10 protein-coding genes are annotated in these 17,674 nt (G+C 39.5%); 2 read left to right on the top strand and 8 right to left on the bottom strand.

Translation table 11 applies throughout. The features are described from left to right. Positions 1 to 13 precede the first annotated feature (13 nt). Entirely contained in the window at positions 14 to 739 is a 726-nt protein-coding gene (locus AB3G38_RS13825) for a YebC/PmpR family DNA-binding transcriptional regulator (RefSeq protein ID WP_367864476.1), read from the top strand. 68 nt (positions 740 to 807) lie between these two features. After that, positions 808 to 1,020 (top strand): hypothetical protein, encoded by a 213-nt coding sequence (locus AB3G38_RS13820; RefSeq protein ID WP_367864475.1) that lies wholly within the window; start codon positions 808 to 810, stop codon positions 1,018 to 1,020. A 164-nt stretch (positions 1,021 to 1,184) separates the two neighbouring features. Here the strand turns inward: AB3G38_RS13820 and AB3G38_RS13815 are convergent, their stop codons facing one another. The 8 genes from AB3G38_RS13815 to AB3G38_RS13780 form a co-directional block, all read right to left on the bottom strand. Continuing rightward, the gene (locus AB3G38_RS13815) at positions 1,185 to 1,967 is read right to left on the bottom strand and encodes a prolyl oligopeptidase family serine peptidase (protein WP_367864474.1); all 783 of its coding nucleotides are present in this window, start codon (positions 1,965 to 1,967) and stop codon (positions 1,185 to 1,187) included. Positions 1,968 to 2,050: 83 nt separating this feature from the next. Next, positions 2,051 to 3,766 carry a RagB/SusD family nutrient uptake outer membrane protein gene (locus AB3G38_RS13810; protein WP_367864473.1) on the bottom strand — a complete coding sequence of 572 codons (1,716 nt, stop codon included), beginning with the start codon at positions 3,764 to 3,766 and terminating at the stop codon, positions 2,051 to 2,053. Positions 3,767 to 3,781: 15 nt separating this feature from the next. After that, on the bottom strand, positions 3,782 to 7,051 hold the full coding sequence (locus AB3G38_RS13805) for a SusC/RagA family TonB-linked outer membrane protein (protein WP_367864472.1): 3,270 nt from the start codon (positions 7,049 to 7,051) through the stop codon (positions 3,782 to 3,784). Between the two features lie 303 nt (positions 7,052 to 7,354). Then, the gene (gene bglX / locus AB3G38_RS13800; protein ID WP_367864471.1) at positions 7,355 to 9,652 is read right to left on the bottom strand and encodes a beta-glucosidase BglX; all 2,298 of its coding nucleotides are present in this window, start codon (positions 9,650 to 9,652) and stop codon (positions 7,355 to 7,357) included. Between the two features lie 42 nt (positions 9,653 to 9,694). Further along, positions 9,695 to 11,437: a family 43 glycosylhydrolase gene (locus tag AB3G38_RS13795; RefSeq protein WP_367864470.1), complete on the bottom strand. Its 1,743-nt coding sequence runs from the start codon at positions 11,435 to 11,437 to the stop codon at positions 9,695 to 9,697. A gap of 7 nt (positions 11,438 to 11,444) precedes the next feature. After that, positions 11,445 to 12,797, bottom strand: a complete 1,353-nt coding sequence (locus tag AB3G38_RS13790) for a glucoamylase family protein (protein ID WP_367864469.1) — start codon at positions 12,795 to 12,797, stop codon at positions 11,445 to 11,447. A 95-nt stretch (positions 12,798 to 12,892) separates the two neighbouring features. Continuing rightward, positions 12,893 to 14,389, bottom strand: a complete 1,497-nt coding sequence (locus tag AB3G38_RS13785) for a RagB/SusD family nutrient uptake outer membrane protein (protein ID WP_367864468.1) — start codon at positions 14,387 to 14,389, stop codon at positions 12,893 to 12,895. Between the two features lie 11 nt (positions 14,390 to 14,400). Further along, positions 14,401 to 17,460: a SusC/RagA family TonB-linked outer membrane protein gene (locus tag AB3G38_RS13780; RefSeq protein ID WP_367864467.1), complete on the bottom strand. Its 3,060-nt coding sequence runs from the start codon at positions 17,458 to 17,460 to the stop codon at positions 14,401 to 14,403. Positions 17,461 to 17,674 lie beyond the last annotated feature (214 nt).

The following is a 17,674-nucleotide window of genomic DNA, read 5'->3' as shown; positions in this document are numbered from 1 at the left end:
TATAATTTATACCATGGGAAGAGCATTTGAGTTTAGAAAAGAAAGAAAATTTAAGCGTTGGGCTAAAATGGCCGTGCAGTTCACCCGTATAGGGAAAGAGATTGTAATGGCAGTAAAGGACGGTGGTCCTAATCCTGATACGAATTCACGTTTACGTACAGCAATCCAAAACTCTAAAGCGGTAAATATGCCGAAAGACAGAGTGGATGCTGCAATTAAAAGGGCTTCTAATAAGGATGAAAATGGTTACGAGGAGCATGTATATGAAGGATATGCACTTCATGGGGTAGCTATATTAATCGAAACTGCTACCGACAATACGAACAGAACGGTAGCTAACGTACGTAGTTACTTTAGTAAAACCGGTGGTTCTTTAGGAAAAACAGGTTCCCTTGATTTCATTTTCAACCGCAAGTCTATTTTTAGATTTATACCGGGTGACAAGGATCTGGAAGAACTGGAGTTTGAATTGATTGACGCTGGTTTGGAAGAGTTGTATCTGGAGTCTGATGAAGAGGGTAACGATATTGCAGTTGTTCAGACAGCTTTTGAGGATTTTGGTAAGATGCAAAAGGCGCTGGAAGATTTAGGCTTTGAAATGAAAAGCGCGAAATTGGAAAGAATTGCAATGTCCACAACGCCTATTTCAGAAGAACAGGCGCTTGATGTTTTCAAACTGATTGACAAGTTGGAAGAGGATGACGATGTACAGGCTGTTTATAATAATATGGCTGAGTAAAAGTAAGGGGGATATCCTCTGAGTATAAAAAAAACCAGGAAGTAGTTTTCTTCTGACGTTCATGAAGAATGAACAATGTCAGAAAACTTACTTCCTGGTTTTTTTTATTCGCATCCGAATTTGGAGGGGTTGGGAAGGTTAGAAAGAAAGAAAGAAAGAAAGAAAGAAAGAAAGAAAGAAAGAAAGAAAGAAAGAAAGAAAGAAAGAAAGAGAAGAAACCCCTGGCCAATCGCAGAAATAAGCCGGGTGTCAAAAAAAAAGATCACTGGATAGTTTTCTGACATTGTTCATTCTTCATGAACGTCAGAAGAAAACTGCCAGCGATCTTTTTTTTGTATTATGGATTAATTTTAAGAACTGCTTTAAGGAAAACCTTGCTGGATTGTTTATAAAAAGCACTTTAAGAATTGCTTTAAGGAAAACCTTGCAGGATTGCTTCTCAGAACTACTTCTTGTGACTAAACAACCACGGAAGTAACTTGGGTTCTGCAAAAGTGGAATCCCAGCTGTTGTGATTTGCGTCAGGATAAAGCGTAAATTTCACTTCTTTACCAATAATTTTTAACTGGTTAGCGATTGCTGTAGATCCTGCTGGTGGTACCACATCATCTTTTCCACCGTGGAAAATCCAAAGGGGAACATGTTTGTATTTTTCAACGTTTGCAATGTTGTCACCTCCGCATATTGAAAAGGCAGCGGCGAATGTTTTAGGTTTACGTCTCAAAAGTTCAAGGGTTCCCATACCGCCCATAGAAAGTCCGCCAACATAAACTTGCTGGTGATCGATATAGGGTTTATCAAGAATATTATCGATCATTCCTAAAAGGGCCTTCATCGCTTTTGTAGGTTTTCCTTTTTTTTGATAATTAAAGATTCTTTTTCCGGTAGAATCTGAAGAAAACTGCACATTAGCCCAGTAACTGTCTTCTGAACATTGAGGGAAAATTATGATGGCGGGATATTGTTCACGGATATCGTTTCTAAGGAAGAGCTTGCCACCGTGTACTAATTGCTTTTCGTTATCATTTCCGCGTTCTCCGCTGCCGTGAAGGAAAAACAGGACGGGATATTTTTGTTTTGGATCGAAGTGTTCGGGGAATAGGATACGATAGGAGATACTGTCTTTGCCGTCAATAAAGCTGCCTTTATCGTATTTTTTGAGATCCTGAGCCATTGTTTGAAGGGAAAACAGGAGAGAGAACCAGAGAATTAATTTGTAATGCTTCATACAACTAAATTAAAAAAACCCGCTTGAATATAAGCGGGTTTTAATGAATTAATGTTTATTTGAATGGCTAAGCCATTTGTGAGTTAGTAACCAGGGCTTTGTACCAGCTTACCCTGACTTCTGTCAATTTGATCTTGTGGTAATGGCCAATACTCATCACGTGGTTTAAGCGAAATGTTTTTCAGGTAATCGAAGTATTTACCTTCAAAGTTAAAGTAGCTTTCCAGTGTTGTTTTTGCAACACCCCAGCGTACAAGGTCAAAGAATCTGTGACCTTCCAATGCCAATTCTAATCTGCGTTCAAAATGAACTGCATTTCTAGCATAATCAACACTAGGGAAAGAAGGATAAAGACCTACTTTATAAGCTGCTGTAGGTGCGCCGTTCGCTAATTGAGGTGTTATTTTTGCTGCGCGTTGTCTCACTGCATTGACCAGGGTTAATGCTGTTCCAAGATCACCTGTTTCTACAGCACACTCTGCTGCCATCAGGTAAATATCAGCAAGACGAATCAGGTTAATGTTTAATCCGGTTACGTTTGGACTTCCCGGAGCTGTTCCGCTGGCCAGCTGAGAAACTTCAATTGTGTTTTTAATCGGTAAAAATGGTCCGCCATTACTCGCATCACGAATCCAGGCATCACCAGGCATTACACCCCAATCACGATAAGGAGTACCTCTTCTGCCTAAAGTAGACTCAATCCTTGGGTCTAAAGCTAAAGCAGTATTCAATACATAGGTTTTCTTTTGATCTGTTGTTAATCCTAAATCAGAAATATATGGATTGGTACGGTAGCTTCCATCTAGTAATGGTAAACCAGCAGCATCAACTTTGAACGCGTTAGCCAGGTCAATTGTTGGCTGGAAGAAACCACAGCAGTTGATCGGTGCACTTCCGGAAGGGAAGTTTAACATATCACCCACGTTTCCGTTATCTCCACCTGTACCATCTGTTCCTACAGAATTCTGAACAGAAACAATTGATTCCGGACCATCTTCTTTAGTGATATCGAAGTTATCTGAATAAGGTAAGTTGATAAGACTTGGTTTTGCTGCAATGATAGCATTAAACTGTGCATAGGCCTCAGCATATCTTTTCTGATATAAGAATACTTTTCCAAGATAAGCTTGTGCGGCAAATTTATCCATACGCGCTTTTTGACCTTTTGGTTTTGTTGTACCCAGATTTGCTACTGCTGTCTGAAGATCTGCGATAATGTTAGGATAAATATCCTTGTCGTTTGGTATGATAGTTCCACTTACAGTAGTTTCAGTAACATAAGGAACAACTTTAAACACCCTTACTAAAAAGAAATAATAATGAGCACGAAGTACTTTGGCTTCACCCTCGATTTCTTTAGCACGTGCATCACTAAATTTTGCAGCACCACCACCAGCTTGCAGGTTAGCTAAAATTTTCAGGGTGTTGTTACAGCGCTGAATACCTTCATAACATCTGTCCCATAAATTTGCTAAATTATCATTTGTACTCGTTGGTGCGTGTCTTTCTATCGCGTTCATATTTGGCTGATCACCATTGCTACTCCCTTTATGGGCATTGTCAGAAGCAACCTCACCAAATAACCACTGGCTTGGAGCAGCACCGTAATTGCCCCATGTACCGTTTACATTACCATTTAGTAAGCCATAAGCACCGATAAGTAAACCTTCAACACCATCCTGTGTCGTTATTTGTTCTCCTGTCAGCTCTCCCTGGGGCTGAACCGTCAGAAATGACTTCTTGCAGGATAGCGTACTGCAAATTATAAAGGATAAGAAAATATATTTTAAGTGTTTCATCTTTGTATCTTTTAATTAAAATCCAACATTTATACCAATTAGGAACTGACGAGGTGAAGGATAAACTCCCTTATCAACGCCAAGTGCTGAGAATGTATCAGCTGGTGGTCCAGAATTTCCAACAGCAGCAGAAGCATCTCTGGTCTGACTAACTTCCGGATCAAGACCAGTGTATTTGGTGATCGTGAAAAGGTTGGTTGCGCTTACGTAAACTCTCATTCTGCTGATGCCTGATTTTGGACCAAATGCTTTAGCTGTTGGAATTGAATAACCGATCTGGATATTCTTCATTCTGAAGAAGCTGCCTTTTTGTACATAGTAGCTTGAAGAAGTATATTCAAGATCAGAGGCTCCGGTATAAGCAGAAGGAATCTGGCTTGAAGTGTTCGTTGGGCTCCAGGCACCTAACAATCTTGTGCTTTTTGCACCGTCAAATGATGGGAAATCTGTGAAGTAACGTGTTGCTTCAAAAAGATCATTTCCCTGAACGCCGTAGAAGAAGGTTGCAAGATCCCAGTTTTTATAAGAAGCATTTAAATTGATACCATAAGTGAAGTCCGGATTTGGATTTCCAATAATTGTACGGTCTTTAGCATCAATTACGCCATCACCATTGATATCAGCATAACGTAAACCACCTACCCTGGCTCCAACATAAGAAGGATTGTTTGCAATATCTGCTGCACTTTGATAAATTCCCGCAGTCTGGTAACCATAGAATGAACCAAAAGGAGCGCCTTCTTGTAATACACTTGTTTGTAAACTTCTGTAGTTGCCATAAATCTGGTTGAAAATACCAGGAGCAAGCTTTACAATTTTATTTTCGTTTTTAGAGAAATTCAGGCCGATATCGAATTTAAAAGGGCTGTCTGATTTTTTTCCATAATGATAAGCAACGTTAAACTCAACACCCTTATTGCTCATATCACCAATATTTACATATGGTGAATTACCCAATCCAACTACAGTTGAAGGTTGTGGCAAATTATAAAGCATATCTGTGGTTTTTTTATTATACCAGTCTGCCGATCCGTCAAATGCACCGTCAAACAATGTAAAGTCAATACCTACGTTAAGGGATTTCACAGATTCCCATTTGATGTCCGGGTTTTGATAAGCATTTTGCCAAACACCAGTAGTTAAGCTATTTCCGCCACCAAGAGCATAAGCTGAATTCGCGATAGAACTCTGAAATCTGTTCAGATACTGATTAGAAGGAATTCTTTGGTTCCCTGTTTCTCCATAACCTACACGGAATTTGAAATCAGAGATCCATTTAACACTTTTCATGAAGTCCTCTTCAGAAACTCTCCAAGCTGCACTTGCTGCCGGGAAATAACCATATTTGTTGTTCGCTCCGAAATTAGAAGAACCATCACGACGAAGTATAGCGCTGAATAAGTAACGGTCATTATAAGAATAATCAACTTTACCAAATAAAGAGAAAAGTGATCCAATTGCACCATAACTAGAGTTACTGATATTAGAAGAACCAGTGTTCAAATAATAATAATCCTGATTTCCTAAAAGGAAGAAATCATTTCTTCCTGCATTTAACTGACGGGATTTAGATTTGATAGCCTCTGTACCAAGTAATACATTCAGTCTGTGCTTCTCATTAATAACTTTACTATAGTTCAAAGTATTTGACCACGTCCATTCTGTATTATAACCCATATACTCACCCAGGTTATTAGAGTTGTTCCCTTCCGAGAATTCCAGGTTTGGATAACGCATAGTTACCCCGTTAAAGTTCTCGTAACGCAGACCAAAATTTGTTTTTAAAACAAGTCCTGGTATAATATCTCCTTCAGCATATACATTTCCAAAGAAGAAGTTACTTTTGTTTTTATTGTCTTTTGCACGATAAAGGAAAGCCAGTGGATTTTCAGCATTACCTAACTGGCTGCCGCGGCTTCCTGCAAAATTTCCGTTAATATCATAAACCGGAATAATAGTTGGTATACGGTATGCCCAGCCTATTGCACTTCCCTGATCCTGATAATCTCCGGATGTATTTGGATTTACACCCAAACCATAACCTTCAGAATAACTATACTGCGCATTTTCACCAAAACGTACTCTTTTGTTAAAGGCTGAAATGTTCGTATTAGACCTGAAATTATAACGCTTAAAGCCTGTATATTTGATTGTTCCTTTCTGATCCAGGTAACCACCTGAAAAAGTATAGGTCGCATTTTCTCCACCACCAGTAGCACTTAACTGATAATTCTGAACCGGAGCAACGTCTGTAATTTCGTCAAACCAGTTAGTTCCCTGTTTGTTTGCTTTGGTGATCTGATAGAATAAAGCAGGATCGCGGCTGTAGTTATATTTTGACGGGTCATAATCAGCAGCGGTAATTTCCTGACCGGTTTTTCCACCTGCAACCAGGTAATCTGGCAATGTAGGTACTGTACCTGAACCATAATTTGTTCCTGCTGCAATGGTTTTTCCAGCATTGGTATAACCGTCAAATACATACTGTGCGTATTGCTGCGGATTCATCATTTTTGGAAAACTGCTTTTCCTTGGAACCTGAGTACCATAGTAAGAATCCAATGTGATTTTTGGTGCACCTGCAACTCCTTTTTTCGTGGTAATAATTACAACACCATTGTTTGCTCTTGATCCGTAGATAGAAGCAGAAGAAGCGTCTTTCAGTACCTGAAGACTTTCAATATCATTCTGATTAAGCCATGATAATTTTCCTTCAAATGGTACCCCGTCGATTACATAAAGAGGTTCGTTGTTGTTAATTGTACTGATACCACGGATTCTGATTTGTGGTGTTGAACCTGGCGCACCATCGTTGATGATCTGCACACCAGTTGCCTTACCTTGTAAGGCTTCCACAGCACTCGCAGCAGGCTGAGCTTTTAAAAGGCCCATGTTGACCACTGCTACAGCACCTGTAAGATCCTTTTTACGTTGTGAAGAGTAACCCGTTACAATAACCTCAGTCAGGTTGTTGTTGTCGGCCAGTAAAATTACACTGATATTGGTTTGCTTGCCAACCGGAATCTCTTTAGAGCCGTATCCAACAAAGGAAACAACAAGGACATCAGTTGGTTTTACAAGAAGTGCGAATGCACCATTTCCGTCTGTGGTCGTGCCACCCGGAGCATTTTTGATTTTAATGGAAGCGCCGATAACCGGTAATTTATCATCGCTGCCGATGACTTTTCCGGTGATTTTGCTTTGGGCCATTGCGCCAATAGCGAATGACAGGCCCAGGCACAAGAGAAGGAGAACCCTCTTGAAAAGTGGTAGATTTCGTTGCATAAGTTATATTTGGTTTAGTGAAGGGATATTAGTTATAAAAGTTGTTTAATAGCTCGTTTTTTTAAGGGTGAATAAATAGGTTATATAGTTGATAAACAATTTGTATGTGTAGTTCTTACACTATATCTAAACTAAAGAAAGGAAAGATTAAATGCAATAGTTAAAAATATTATTTTTTCTATTCCGGATATTAAAACCGCAGACGCTGTAAATCTAGGTAAAATAAAAAGGTAATGTTCTTGTTTTTTTAACCAAAAAAAAGCCCCTTAGCAATTGGCTAAGGGGCTTTTTGAAATATTATTCTTAAAGCGTGAAGCTAAATTTAGCTGTTGAAACGTCTCTTGAATTTGAGCCGATAAAGACATTAAAGTCACCAGATTCAGCTGCAAATTTTAAATCTGAGTTATAAAACTTCAGCATTTCTGTGTCTATAGTAAACGTAATCTTCTTAGATTCACCCTTTTTCAGGAAGATCTTTTGGAAACCTTTTAGCTCTTTTACCGGGCGGGTAACCGAACCATAAATATCCTGAAGATATAACTGTACGATTTCATGACCATCAAATTTTCCGGTATTTTTAACCGTTACAGTTGCCTGAATAGTCTGACCACTTTTCAGGGTAGATTTATCTAATTTAACTGCTGAGAAATCGAAAGAGGTATAACTTAATCCGAAACCAAACGGGTATAAAGGATCATTTGAGCTATCGATATAACGTGACTTGAATTTCTCATTCGAAATCCCGTCATATGGACGTCCAGTACTTTTGTGGTTATAATAAAGAGGGATCTGACCTACATTTCTTGGAAAAGTAGCTGTCAGTTTACCCGAAGGATTATAATTACCAACCAGTACATCAGCAATTGCATTCCCAGCTTCTGTACCACTGAACCACGTTTCTAAAATGGCAGGAACATTGGCATCTTCCCATTCCAGTGTCAACGGACGGCTATTCATCAATACCAGAACGATTGGCTTACCAGTAGCTGATAGTGCTTTTAATAAATCTTTCTGATTCGGCAGCAAATCAAGGTTCGTGCGGCTTGTTGCCTCACCACCCATAATCGCACTTTCACCTAAAACAACTACAGCAATATCAGCTTTTTTTGCTGCATCAACTGCCTCATCAATTAATTGCTTTGGTGATTTTGCATCTGCGGTAATATCAGCACCATTGGCATTGATCTGTTTTAATATTGCTGGATTATCAACCAGGTTCGCACCTTTAGCATAAGTGATCTCCATATCCGGAGCTGCATTTTTTAAACCTTCGATTACGCTGATGGCTTTTTTCCAGTCACCCGCTGCACTCCAGTTACCAATCATATCACGTTTATTATCCGCAAGCGGGCCAATTAAAGCGATCTTTGCATTTTTCTTTAACGGTAACAACTGGTTGTTGTTTTTCAATAACACCATAGAAGCAGCTGCGATGTTTTTTGCATCTGATCTGTTTTGTGCAGAAAGGATTTCTGTTTTTGCAAGTTCTTCATTCACGTACTTGTAAGGATTTTCAAACAGACCCAATTTATATTTTGATTCCAGAATCCTGCGGCAGGCCATATCAATCACTTCTTGTGTGATCTTCTTTTCTTTCAAAGACTGTTTTAAAGTAGTCAGGAAACCCTCACTCACCATATCCATATCATTTCCAGCTTCCAGAGATCTTGCACTCACCGTTTGTAAATCACCCAGACCATGTGCAATCAGTTCACTCACACCCGTGTAATCACTCACCACAAAACCTTTGAAACCCCAATCTTTACGCAATAAATCAGTTAATAACCATTTATTGGCAGTAGCTGGTGTTCCGTTAATATCATTGAAAGAAACCATTACCGTTTCAGCACCTGCATCAATAGCTGCTTTATAAGGAGGTAAATATTCATTGTACATTCTGATCAGACTCATGTCTGTGGTATTGTAATCTCTTCCGCCTTCAGCAGCACCGTATAAAGCAAAGTGCTTTACACAAGCCATAATCGCATCTTTATTGGAAAGACTATTGGTTTGATAACCTCTGACCATAGCCGCACCGATTAAAGATCCTAAATAAGGATCCTCGCCAGAACCTTCAGCGATCCTTCCCCATCTCGGATCTCTTGCAATATCCACCATAGGAGAGAACGTCCAGTTTAAACCATCTGCACTAGCTTCTCTTGCAGCAATACGCGCACTTTTTTCAATTAAATCCATATCCCAGCTTGCACTTAAGCCTAAAGGAATAGGGAAGATCGTTTTATGACCATGCACCACATCATATCCAAATAACAAAGGAATTTTTAAACGTGATTTAGTCACGGCAAGCTTTTGTAATTTAAGTACTGCTTGTGGGGTGAATGTATTGAAAACACCTCCTACAAGGCCTTTTTCAATTTTTTCATCTACTCCCTGACTTAAAATCGGCCCCGTTACATCGAAACCAACCGCAGGAAGGTTTAGTTGTCCGATTTTTTCATCCACTGTCATTTTAGACATTAGATTGTCGATGAACGTGTTCATCTTCTGGTCAGTCGCGCTTGCAGCTTTTTTCTGTTGTGCCACTAAAGAGTTTGCACAGAAAAGAGCCGCCAGGAAAAATAAGGAAGTCGTTGTTTTCATTTTAATATATTATCGTGTGTTATTCAGTTTATAAAATCTATCTTAATTGACTCTCGTTACTTTTGATCTTTCAGATATTCCATTTTCATTGATTGCTTCTATACAGAAGTAATAAGGTTTTTCTTTATCCATGCCTTTATACCAATATTCATTGGCCTGGTAAACCATGATGCTATTGTATAATTTATCAGGATCCGTACCTAAATAAATGTTATACCCATAAGCGTCGTCTACGGTACTCCATCTGATCCATGAATTTCTTTTGTCTTTTTCCGTTCTCAACACGGTGAAACCTTTAACAGCTGCTGGTTTCTTTCCATTGCCATTTCCAAACACCCTTAACCCGCTGATCGCAAATTTGCCAGCAGGCATATGGATATTCTCTAATTTGATAAAGCGGGCAGAGACTGGCTGATCCAATTCTATATAATCATGCGGAACATCTTTCCGGTTTGCACTTTTATCAGCTAATATTTTCCAACTTTTACCATCCACCGAATACCACAGTTTGTATTGGTGATAAATGTCATTTTGTTTTCCTGAAAATTCTGCATCCTGGTCCGCATAATTTATTTGTACTGCGTTTACACGGGATAACTTCCCAAGATCGGTCTGTATCCATTCTCCTTTTTTACCACTTTCTGCACTCCAGTAGGTCCTGATACTTTCATCCACTGCTAAATTTGCAGTATAACCACCCAAAGTAGAAGAAACAATAACAGGCTTATTGTAATTCAGCAACATCCATCCGGTGAAACCAGACTTTAAATGATCTGTAGTCTGGTCAGGAAAATAATGCGGATAATCGCCAAAAGCAGCATCCATATACATGACATCATCCTGATCGAATCCTGCAGGCCAGATACCTAGTCTGCGTTCAAAATTGTTCTTGACAGAGACCACCATAGTAGAAACGTGCCAGTAATTTTTCCATCTGTCCTGAAAGGTTGCTCCATGTCCGGCGCCTCTTGCAAAACCACCCGGTTTATAAGATAACGGTAATGACTGATGCTCAAAGGGGCCAAGCGGACTCTTTGATATCGCTACACCATCTGCATAACCACTAAACTCTGTGGCTGGTGCACCATACTGTAAATAATATTTTCCATGATGTTTAGTCATCCATGCGCCTTCAATAAAAGGATCAAGGAAAGTATTGTCCAGGTTTTCACCGAAACGCTGCCAGCCAAACCGTTCATCATTCAACAAGAGCAATTCTTTTCTTGTACCTATCGGAGCGAAAGTTTTACGATTTAATTCAATTCCGTACAAAGGATATTGATTGCTGCTACCATTGTACATATATAACTTCCCATCCTCATCCACAAAATGTGCAGGGTCCCAGCCCCCGATTTCAAATTCATGTACCGTTTCCTTCCACGAATCCTTTTTCGGATCTGTACTCATCCAGATCGGGAAATTTTTGGAATAAGTAGAACCAAAAACCAGCATGGTATCACCCTGTATCCAAACTGAAGGCGCACACAGATCATCATACACCTTATGCTCCGGACGAAGGAAAGAGCGGGAAACAAAATTCCAGTGATATAAGTCTTCACTCCACCAATAGCCCATCTGATTGGTAGAGAACAAGAAATAATCTCCTTTATAATTTACAATCACAGGATCTGCTGTTGCACGGTGTTTCCCCTGTTCTGTAAAATGAGGAATAGGGGTATAGCCATAATCCAGATTGACCGGATTGCAATAAGTCAGCTGCTTTTTCTGAGCGAATAAAGCAGTGCTTGAAATCAGCAGGCAAAACAACAGCAGCGTTCTTTTCATGACTATTTTATTTAGCGATGGCAGGACTTTCAATGCCTAATTTGTTCAATCCGTTTTTAACATCCGGATTGCTCATAAATAATTTCCATAGTAATCCTGTGCGGTAGTTTTCTATCATACAGATAACAGGCCCCTGATCAATTGCCAGATGTGATTTTGCATACCAGTTATGCTCTTCACTAAAGCCATCCACGAAACCATATTCACTCCAGATCTTGTCACCAAGATCAAAATAGAAATGCTTCAAAGCTTTCATCGAATATTCAGGCGTATAAGGGAAAGCTGATAAAGCAGCCGTTGGGCTGATCACACTTAAATCTTCCGAAGGAGAATGTGCAGCATAACCCTGCCAGCTATCACTTGCAGTTAATCCCCAGCAATTTTCTCCATAACCTTTAAAATGTTTAGGATTCTCTATACAATAGGCACGATTGATTAACGTGTGGTTTTTATTCTGTTCAAAATAATCTGCGTAACGATCTTTCAAACCACGCGGATCCAGTCCTGTAAAGGAATATTGTGAAAAGAATAAGGGGCCACCGAAATCAAAACCAAGAGGTAGTGTAATCCCTTCAAATTTTTTTCCGTTGAAAAATGTATTGCTGTTTGCCCAGCCTTCTTCGTACACTTTTTTATCAATAGGTGATTTTGGAGATGAAGCCGCCAGCACATAGGTGATAAAACATTCATTCCATCCTTTAATCGGGTGGTTCATGCTCCAGCCATTATTAGGACTCCAATGCCAGTATAAAACATTTTGTTGTTGTGTAAACCAGTTCCATTCCACACCTTCCCACATCCAAAGGATTTTATTGCGAATATCAGTCTCTACAGCATTGTCTGCCGTATAATATTGGCGTGCCGTCAGTAAACCCTGGAAAAGCAAAGAGGTTTCCACCAGATCAGCACCGTCATCTTTAGGACTGAAACGGATTACTTTTCCTGTTTCGCCATTCAGCCAGTGCGGAAAAGCACCATGAAACTGATCAGCCTTATATAAAAAGTCTACAATTTTTTTAGTTCTTGCAGCAGCCTGTTCACGCGTTATAAATTTACGCTCAGCAGCTACAATAGTTGCCATGACCCCAAAACCAGTTCCACCAATAGTCACGACCTCACTGCCATATTCAAAAGCGACATTACTGCGCTCACGTGCCATTCCACTAACAGGATGACCAAAATCCCAGAAATAACGGAAGGTTTGTTTCTGTACTAAATCAAGAAGCTGGTCGTCAGTCAGGTTTTTCTGTATTTTCATTTCGGCTTTAATACCCTGAAATGCTACATTTTTCTTTTGCGCTACTGCAAAAAAAGTAAGTATCGTTAAAATAAAGAGGCTGAGTAAAGATTTTAATTTCATCGTTGGCTTTTAAATTAGGTACAGGGCAGGAGTGATGTTAAAAGAGGTTACCAGGCTCAGCCTGGCAACCTCTCATTTGGTATGTTTGATTTGAATTAGTAACCCGGGTTTTGAACTAATACCCCACCGCTGAGGTCAACTTCTGTCTGAGGAATCGGCCAAACTTCATTTTTACCAGCTTTCCATCCTTTAGGGCCGAAAACTGCTGTTCCTCTTCCCTGACGGATTACATCAAAGTAACGGTCAAATTCCATGGCTAACTCCACACGTCTTTCTTTATAGATCGCTGCGCGTAAAGCCGTCTGGTCTGTGGTTGTTACCGCAGGTAAAATATCAGGATTACCCTGACGGGCTCTTTTTCTTACTTGTTCTAAAGAAGATAAAGCCTGACCAGAATTACCCAGTTCATTTGCTGCTTCTGCGTTCATTAATAAAACATCAGAGTAGCGGATCATGCGTACATTTTGTTGTGCACCTTCATTGAAATTACTTACAAATAATTTGAAAGGAGAGTAAGATTTCATGTTGTACATAGGATTGTCACCAACTTTAGGAATTACGTCGCCTTCTGGAGTAGTTGTGCCTCTGAAAAGAATAGTACCAGATCTTCTTGGGTCACCAGGTTCAAAAGCAGCAGCCAGATCAGGAGTAGGAACATTGAACCCCCATCCGCCACCATCTACACCACTTGTTCCACGTACACCTTGTACCTGTGAATACTGAGAATTGGAAGCATCCGGATTTCCAGGAACTAAAGCACACTGAATTTCAAATATTGATTCTGAACTGTTCTCATTCGCAAGTCTGAAACTTTGTTCAAAATCAGGTAACAATGCATAACCTAAACCCATTACCTGGTTGGTATAATTGAGTACATCACCCCATTTCTTTTGATACATGGCTACTTTAGCATGTAAACTTAAAGCAGCACCTTTGGTTGCTCTGCCTAAATCTGCAGCTCCATATTTAGCTGGCAGTACAGCTTCAGCTTCCGTTAAATCTTTTTCAATCTGCGCATAAACCTGTGCAACCGGAGTCTGAGGCAAGTTATAATCCTTGTTAGGATCTTTTGGGACATGCAGACGCAAAGGAATGTTACCAAAAGCACGAACCAATCTGAAATAAGAGAAAGCTCTTACAAATTTAGCTTCAGCCAGGTATCTTGCTTTTAAAGCCTCATCCATTACAATTGCAGGTACGTTATCCAGTACCTGGTTTGTGTAGTTAATATTTCTATACTGACCACTCCAGAAACCAGCAATATTACCTTGTGCAGGGTCTACCTTGAACTCATCAAAGTCCAGGAAAAAACTTGCATCACTAGGTGTACTACCTTTTTCTGCATCATCAGAACCCATACTTTCAATTGCAATTGCAGGGAAAGCTGTGTTTTCCCATGAACGCAGGTTCCCATAAATTGCATTGACACCTTTTCCGGCATCTTCAGCTGTTTTCCAGAAGACAGCGCTATTTTGTTGTCCTTGCTCAGGTACATTCAAAAAGCTCTTCTTACAAGCAGGGATTACAGCAATAGAAACAATCAGGCCAAAAGCCAAAACCGTTTTTGTGTATATATTTTTATTTTGTATCATGACGTTCCGGATTAAAAAGTAAGATTAACACCAAAGTTGTAAGTCGCATATAACGGGTAAACGTTAGCGTCAAGACCTGCATTTAATGAGTTCGATGGTCTGTCTAAAATTTTCTCAGCGTTATCAACAGGGATTGGTCCAACTTCAGGACTGAATCCTTTGTAGCCAAATAAATTGATTGCGTTTTGCGCGTTGGCATAAAATCTGATCTTCTGGATTTTCCATTTAGCCAGAACGCTCTTAGGTAAAGTATAACCTAATTGTGCATTTCTAACTCTGAAATAAGAACCGCTGCTCACATAGAAAGAGTTTGGCGCTGAGTTCGCTGACGACCCGATATTTACTGAAGGGTAGGTATTTGAAGTACCTTCACCATGCCAGCGGTTATCTACGAAATCTTTAGTGAAATTCTCATTTCCAAAACGGTAAGCAAGATTAGAGTTGTAAACATCAACACCAGCCACACCTTGGAAATCTAAAGCAAGATCAAAGTTTTTGTAAGAGAAGCTTGTATTGATACCATAAGTATATTTAGGATTAGGATTTCCCAAAGCAACTCTGTCCTGAGAATTAATTTGTCCGTCACCATTGGTATCTGCATATTTAAATCCACCAGGTAAAGCACCAGATTGAGTAGGTGAATTTGCAATATCAGCCGCATTCTGGAAAATACCTACAGTTTTATAACCGAAGAATTCTCCGATCGGGCTGCCTTCCATAGTTCTGTTGGCTACATAACCATTCGTTAAGCCAGTGCTACCAGCATAGATAGGAGTTTTACCAGATAATACAGAAAGAACTTTATTTTGATTATAACTGACGTTACCACCAATAGAGTAAGTTAAACCACCACCTGTTACATCACTCCAGGCTACTGAAATCTCAGCACCTCTGTTTTGTAAATCAGCCTGGTTACCTAAAATCTGGTTGTCAACAGTTCCTAATGAACCTAAAATTGGCAAACCGAAGATCGCTCTTGAAGTTTTTCTGCTGTAATAATCACCTTCAACTGTTAACCTGTTTTTCAGGAAAGCAGCTTCGAAACCAATATTACTTCCAATTCCTTTTTCCCAGACAATAACAGGAGGTACCAAAGTATTACCACTTGCACCAGTATTTGGATTGTTATTATAGAATGCGATCAAATCAGCAGTCTGAGCAATTAAAGACTGACTTGGGTTAACCGGTACACTTGCGTTACCAACTTTACCCCAGCTACCTCTTAATTTTAAAGAGCTGAATACGGTCTGATCTTTCATGAAGTCTTCATTCGTTAATACCCATCCGGCACCTATAGAAGGGAAATAACCCCAGGTCTCGCTACCAAAAAACTGTGAAGCTCCATCAGTACGAATAGAAGCGTTTAACAAGTATTTGTTTTTGAACGCGTAATTTACTCTGGCAAAATAAGAAGCAAATTTAATCAGAGATCCCTGATCCAGTATATTTCTTGTTGCTGCATCACCTAATCTTAAATATAAATCTGCATCGCTGTTAAAAGGTACGTTTTGTGCAGAAGCATTTAACGTATAAGATTTATTGCTTTGTGCAGACTGACCTAACAATACAGTCAGACTATGATCTTCATTAAAAGTGTTCTGATAAGTCAATGTATTCTCTACGATCCAGTTTCTCGTTTCTACGCGTTTAAGATCTAAAAGACTGATGTCATTTTTCTGTGCTGTAGTTGCGAAATAAACAGGGTTGTATTTTCTGTTTTCAGACTGACCAAATTCTCCACCTACACTTGTTCTGAAAGTGAAGTGTTTTGCGAATTTTAATTCAGCATAAATATTACCTGTAACTCTGTAATCCTGTGTTTGCTGATTGAAGTAATCAAGCGTAGCCTGAGGATTGAAGTTAGCACCATCTCCTAAGTTCTGTAATTTTGGATCACCATAAGTTCCGTCTGCATTAAATACAGCTACTGTTGGTGATGCAGAATACATCTGGTGGAAGATAGTTTGAGGAATATCTTTTGATTTACTGGCAACACCAGTCACGTTATAACCAACTTTCAAATCTTTGAAAACCTGGATATCATTCGATACTCTTGCTGTATATCTTTTGTAGTTGTTTGTTTTTACAATACCATCCTGATCTAAATAACCCAGGGAAACATTGTAAGTAGATTTTTCTGTACCACCAGCAATAGAGATATTGTGGTTCATTACAAAAGCATTTTGCAGAATTTGTTTGTACCAGTCTGTGCCAGCACCCAGGTTTGTATCCTTAAATAATGGAGCCTGACCATTGAAAGTATACAACTCGTTTGTCAACGTTGCATATTCAGAAGCATCAGCCATTTTAACTTTATTCGTTACCGACTGGAAACCTGCATAAGCATCGTAGTTAATGGTAGTCGCTGAGCCTAACTTTCCTTTTTTGGTAGTAATCAATACTACACCATTCGCAGCGCGGATACCATAGATAGATTGTGCAGAAGCATCTTTTAAAACACTCATGTTCTCGATGTCACCTGGATTCAGGAAATTAATATCGCTGTACCATACACCATCCACTACATATAAAGGAGCCTGGTTACCGAAGATCGTACCTAAACCCCTGATGCGGATTTGAGGCGCAGAACCTGGTGTACCTGAATTGGTGATCGCCACACCTGCAATCTTACCTTGCAATGCACTTACCGGGTTGGTAGATGCCTGCTTGGAGATCTCAGTTCCTTTCAGGCTGGCTACTGATCCTGTGACGTCAACTTTACGCTGTGTACCATAACCTACTACCACTACCTGCTCTAATTGCTGCGAGCTGGAAGCTAAGGATACGTTAACAGTTGTTTGATTGTTTACAGGAACCTCCTGTGTGTTGTATCCGATATAGGTAAATACTAAGGTTCCGTTAGCCGGAACGCTGATGGCATACTTACCATTAGCATCTGTTTGTGTTCCTATGGTTGTCCCTTTTACAACGACGCTCACTGCCGGGATAGTTGTCTTATCCTGACCATCTGTGATGGTACCCTTAACAGTAATGTTCTGGGCAGATGCTGCGTTAATAAAAAGCAAACATAGAAAAGTTAAAACAGAAAATTTTGTAAAGATTCGTTTCATACTGATTATTGGTTTTGTGTTAATAGTTTGTTAAATCTCTGGTGGATTTGGGTCATAAACAAGGAAAGTACCTCTACATTATTACATCATGGTACCTTTGTGTAAAAAAGACAATAAGTATTTAAGCGGTAGAAATGCCGCTGAAATACCATTTAAGATAGGATTTAAGACCAGGTTTGTGGAAAAGAAGAATTGATGTATTTAAAGCGTTTTT

Origin of the sequence: Pedobacter sp. WC2423, from assembly GCF_040822065.1 — a bacterium.
Taxonomy (GTDB): Bacteria; Bacteroidota; Bacteroidia; order Sphingobacteriales; family Sphingobacteriaceae; genus Pedobacter.
The sequence above is the reverse complement of the archived record's forward strand: the minus strand, read 5'-3'. Positions and strand labels throughout refer to the sequence as shown.

Coding starts and splice junctions, on each gene's coding strand:
- AB3G38_RS13780 (WP_367864467.1), bottom strand. CDS start 17,460: ATGAAACGAATCTTTACAAAATTTTCTGTTTTAACTTTTCTATGTTTG.
- AB3G38_RS13815 (WP_367864474.1), bottom strand. CDS start 1,967: ATGAAGCATTACAAATTAATTCTCTGGTTCTCTCTCCTGTTTTCCCTT.
- AB3G38_RS13785 (WP_367864468.1), bottom strand. CDS start 14,389: ATGATACAAAATAAAAATATATACACAAAAACGGTTTTGGCTTTTGGC.
- AB3G38_RS13820 (WP_367864475.1), top strand. CDS start 808: ATGAACAATGTCAGAAAACTTACTTCCTGGTTTTTTTTATTCGCATCC.
- AB3G38_RS13790 (WP_367864469.1), bottom strand. CDS start 12,797: ATGAAATTAAAATCTTTACTCAGCCTCTTTATTTTAACGATACTTACT.
- AB3G38_RS13805 (WP_367864472.1), bottom strand. CDS start 7,051: ATGCAACGAAATCTACCACTTTTCAAGAGGGTTCTCCTTCTCTTGTGC.
- AB3G38_RS13825 (WP_367864476.1), top strand. CDS start 14: ATGGGAAGAGCATTTGAGTTTAGAAAAGAAAGAAAATTTAAGCGTTGG.
- AB3G38_RS13795 (WP_367864470.1), bottom strand. CDS start 11,437: ATGAAAAGAACGCTGCTGTTGTTTTGCCTGCTGATTTCAAGCACTGCT.
- bglX (WP_367864471.1), bottom strand. CDS start 9,652: ATGAAAACAACGACTTCCTTATTTTTCCTGGCGGCTCTTTTCTGTGCA.
- AB3G38_RS13810 (WP_367864473.1), bottom strand. CDS start 3,766: ATGAAACACTTAAAATATATTTTCTTATCCTTTATAATTTGCAGTACG.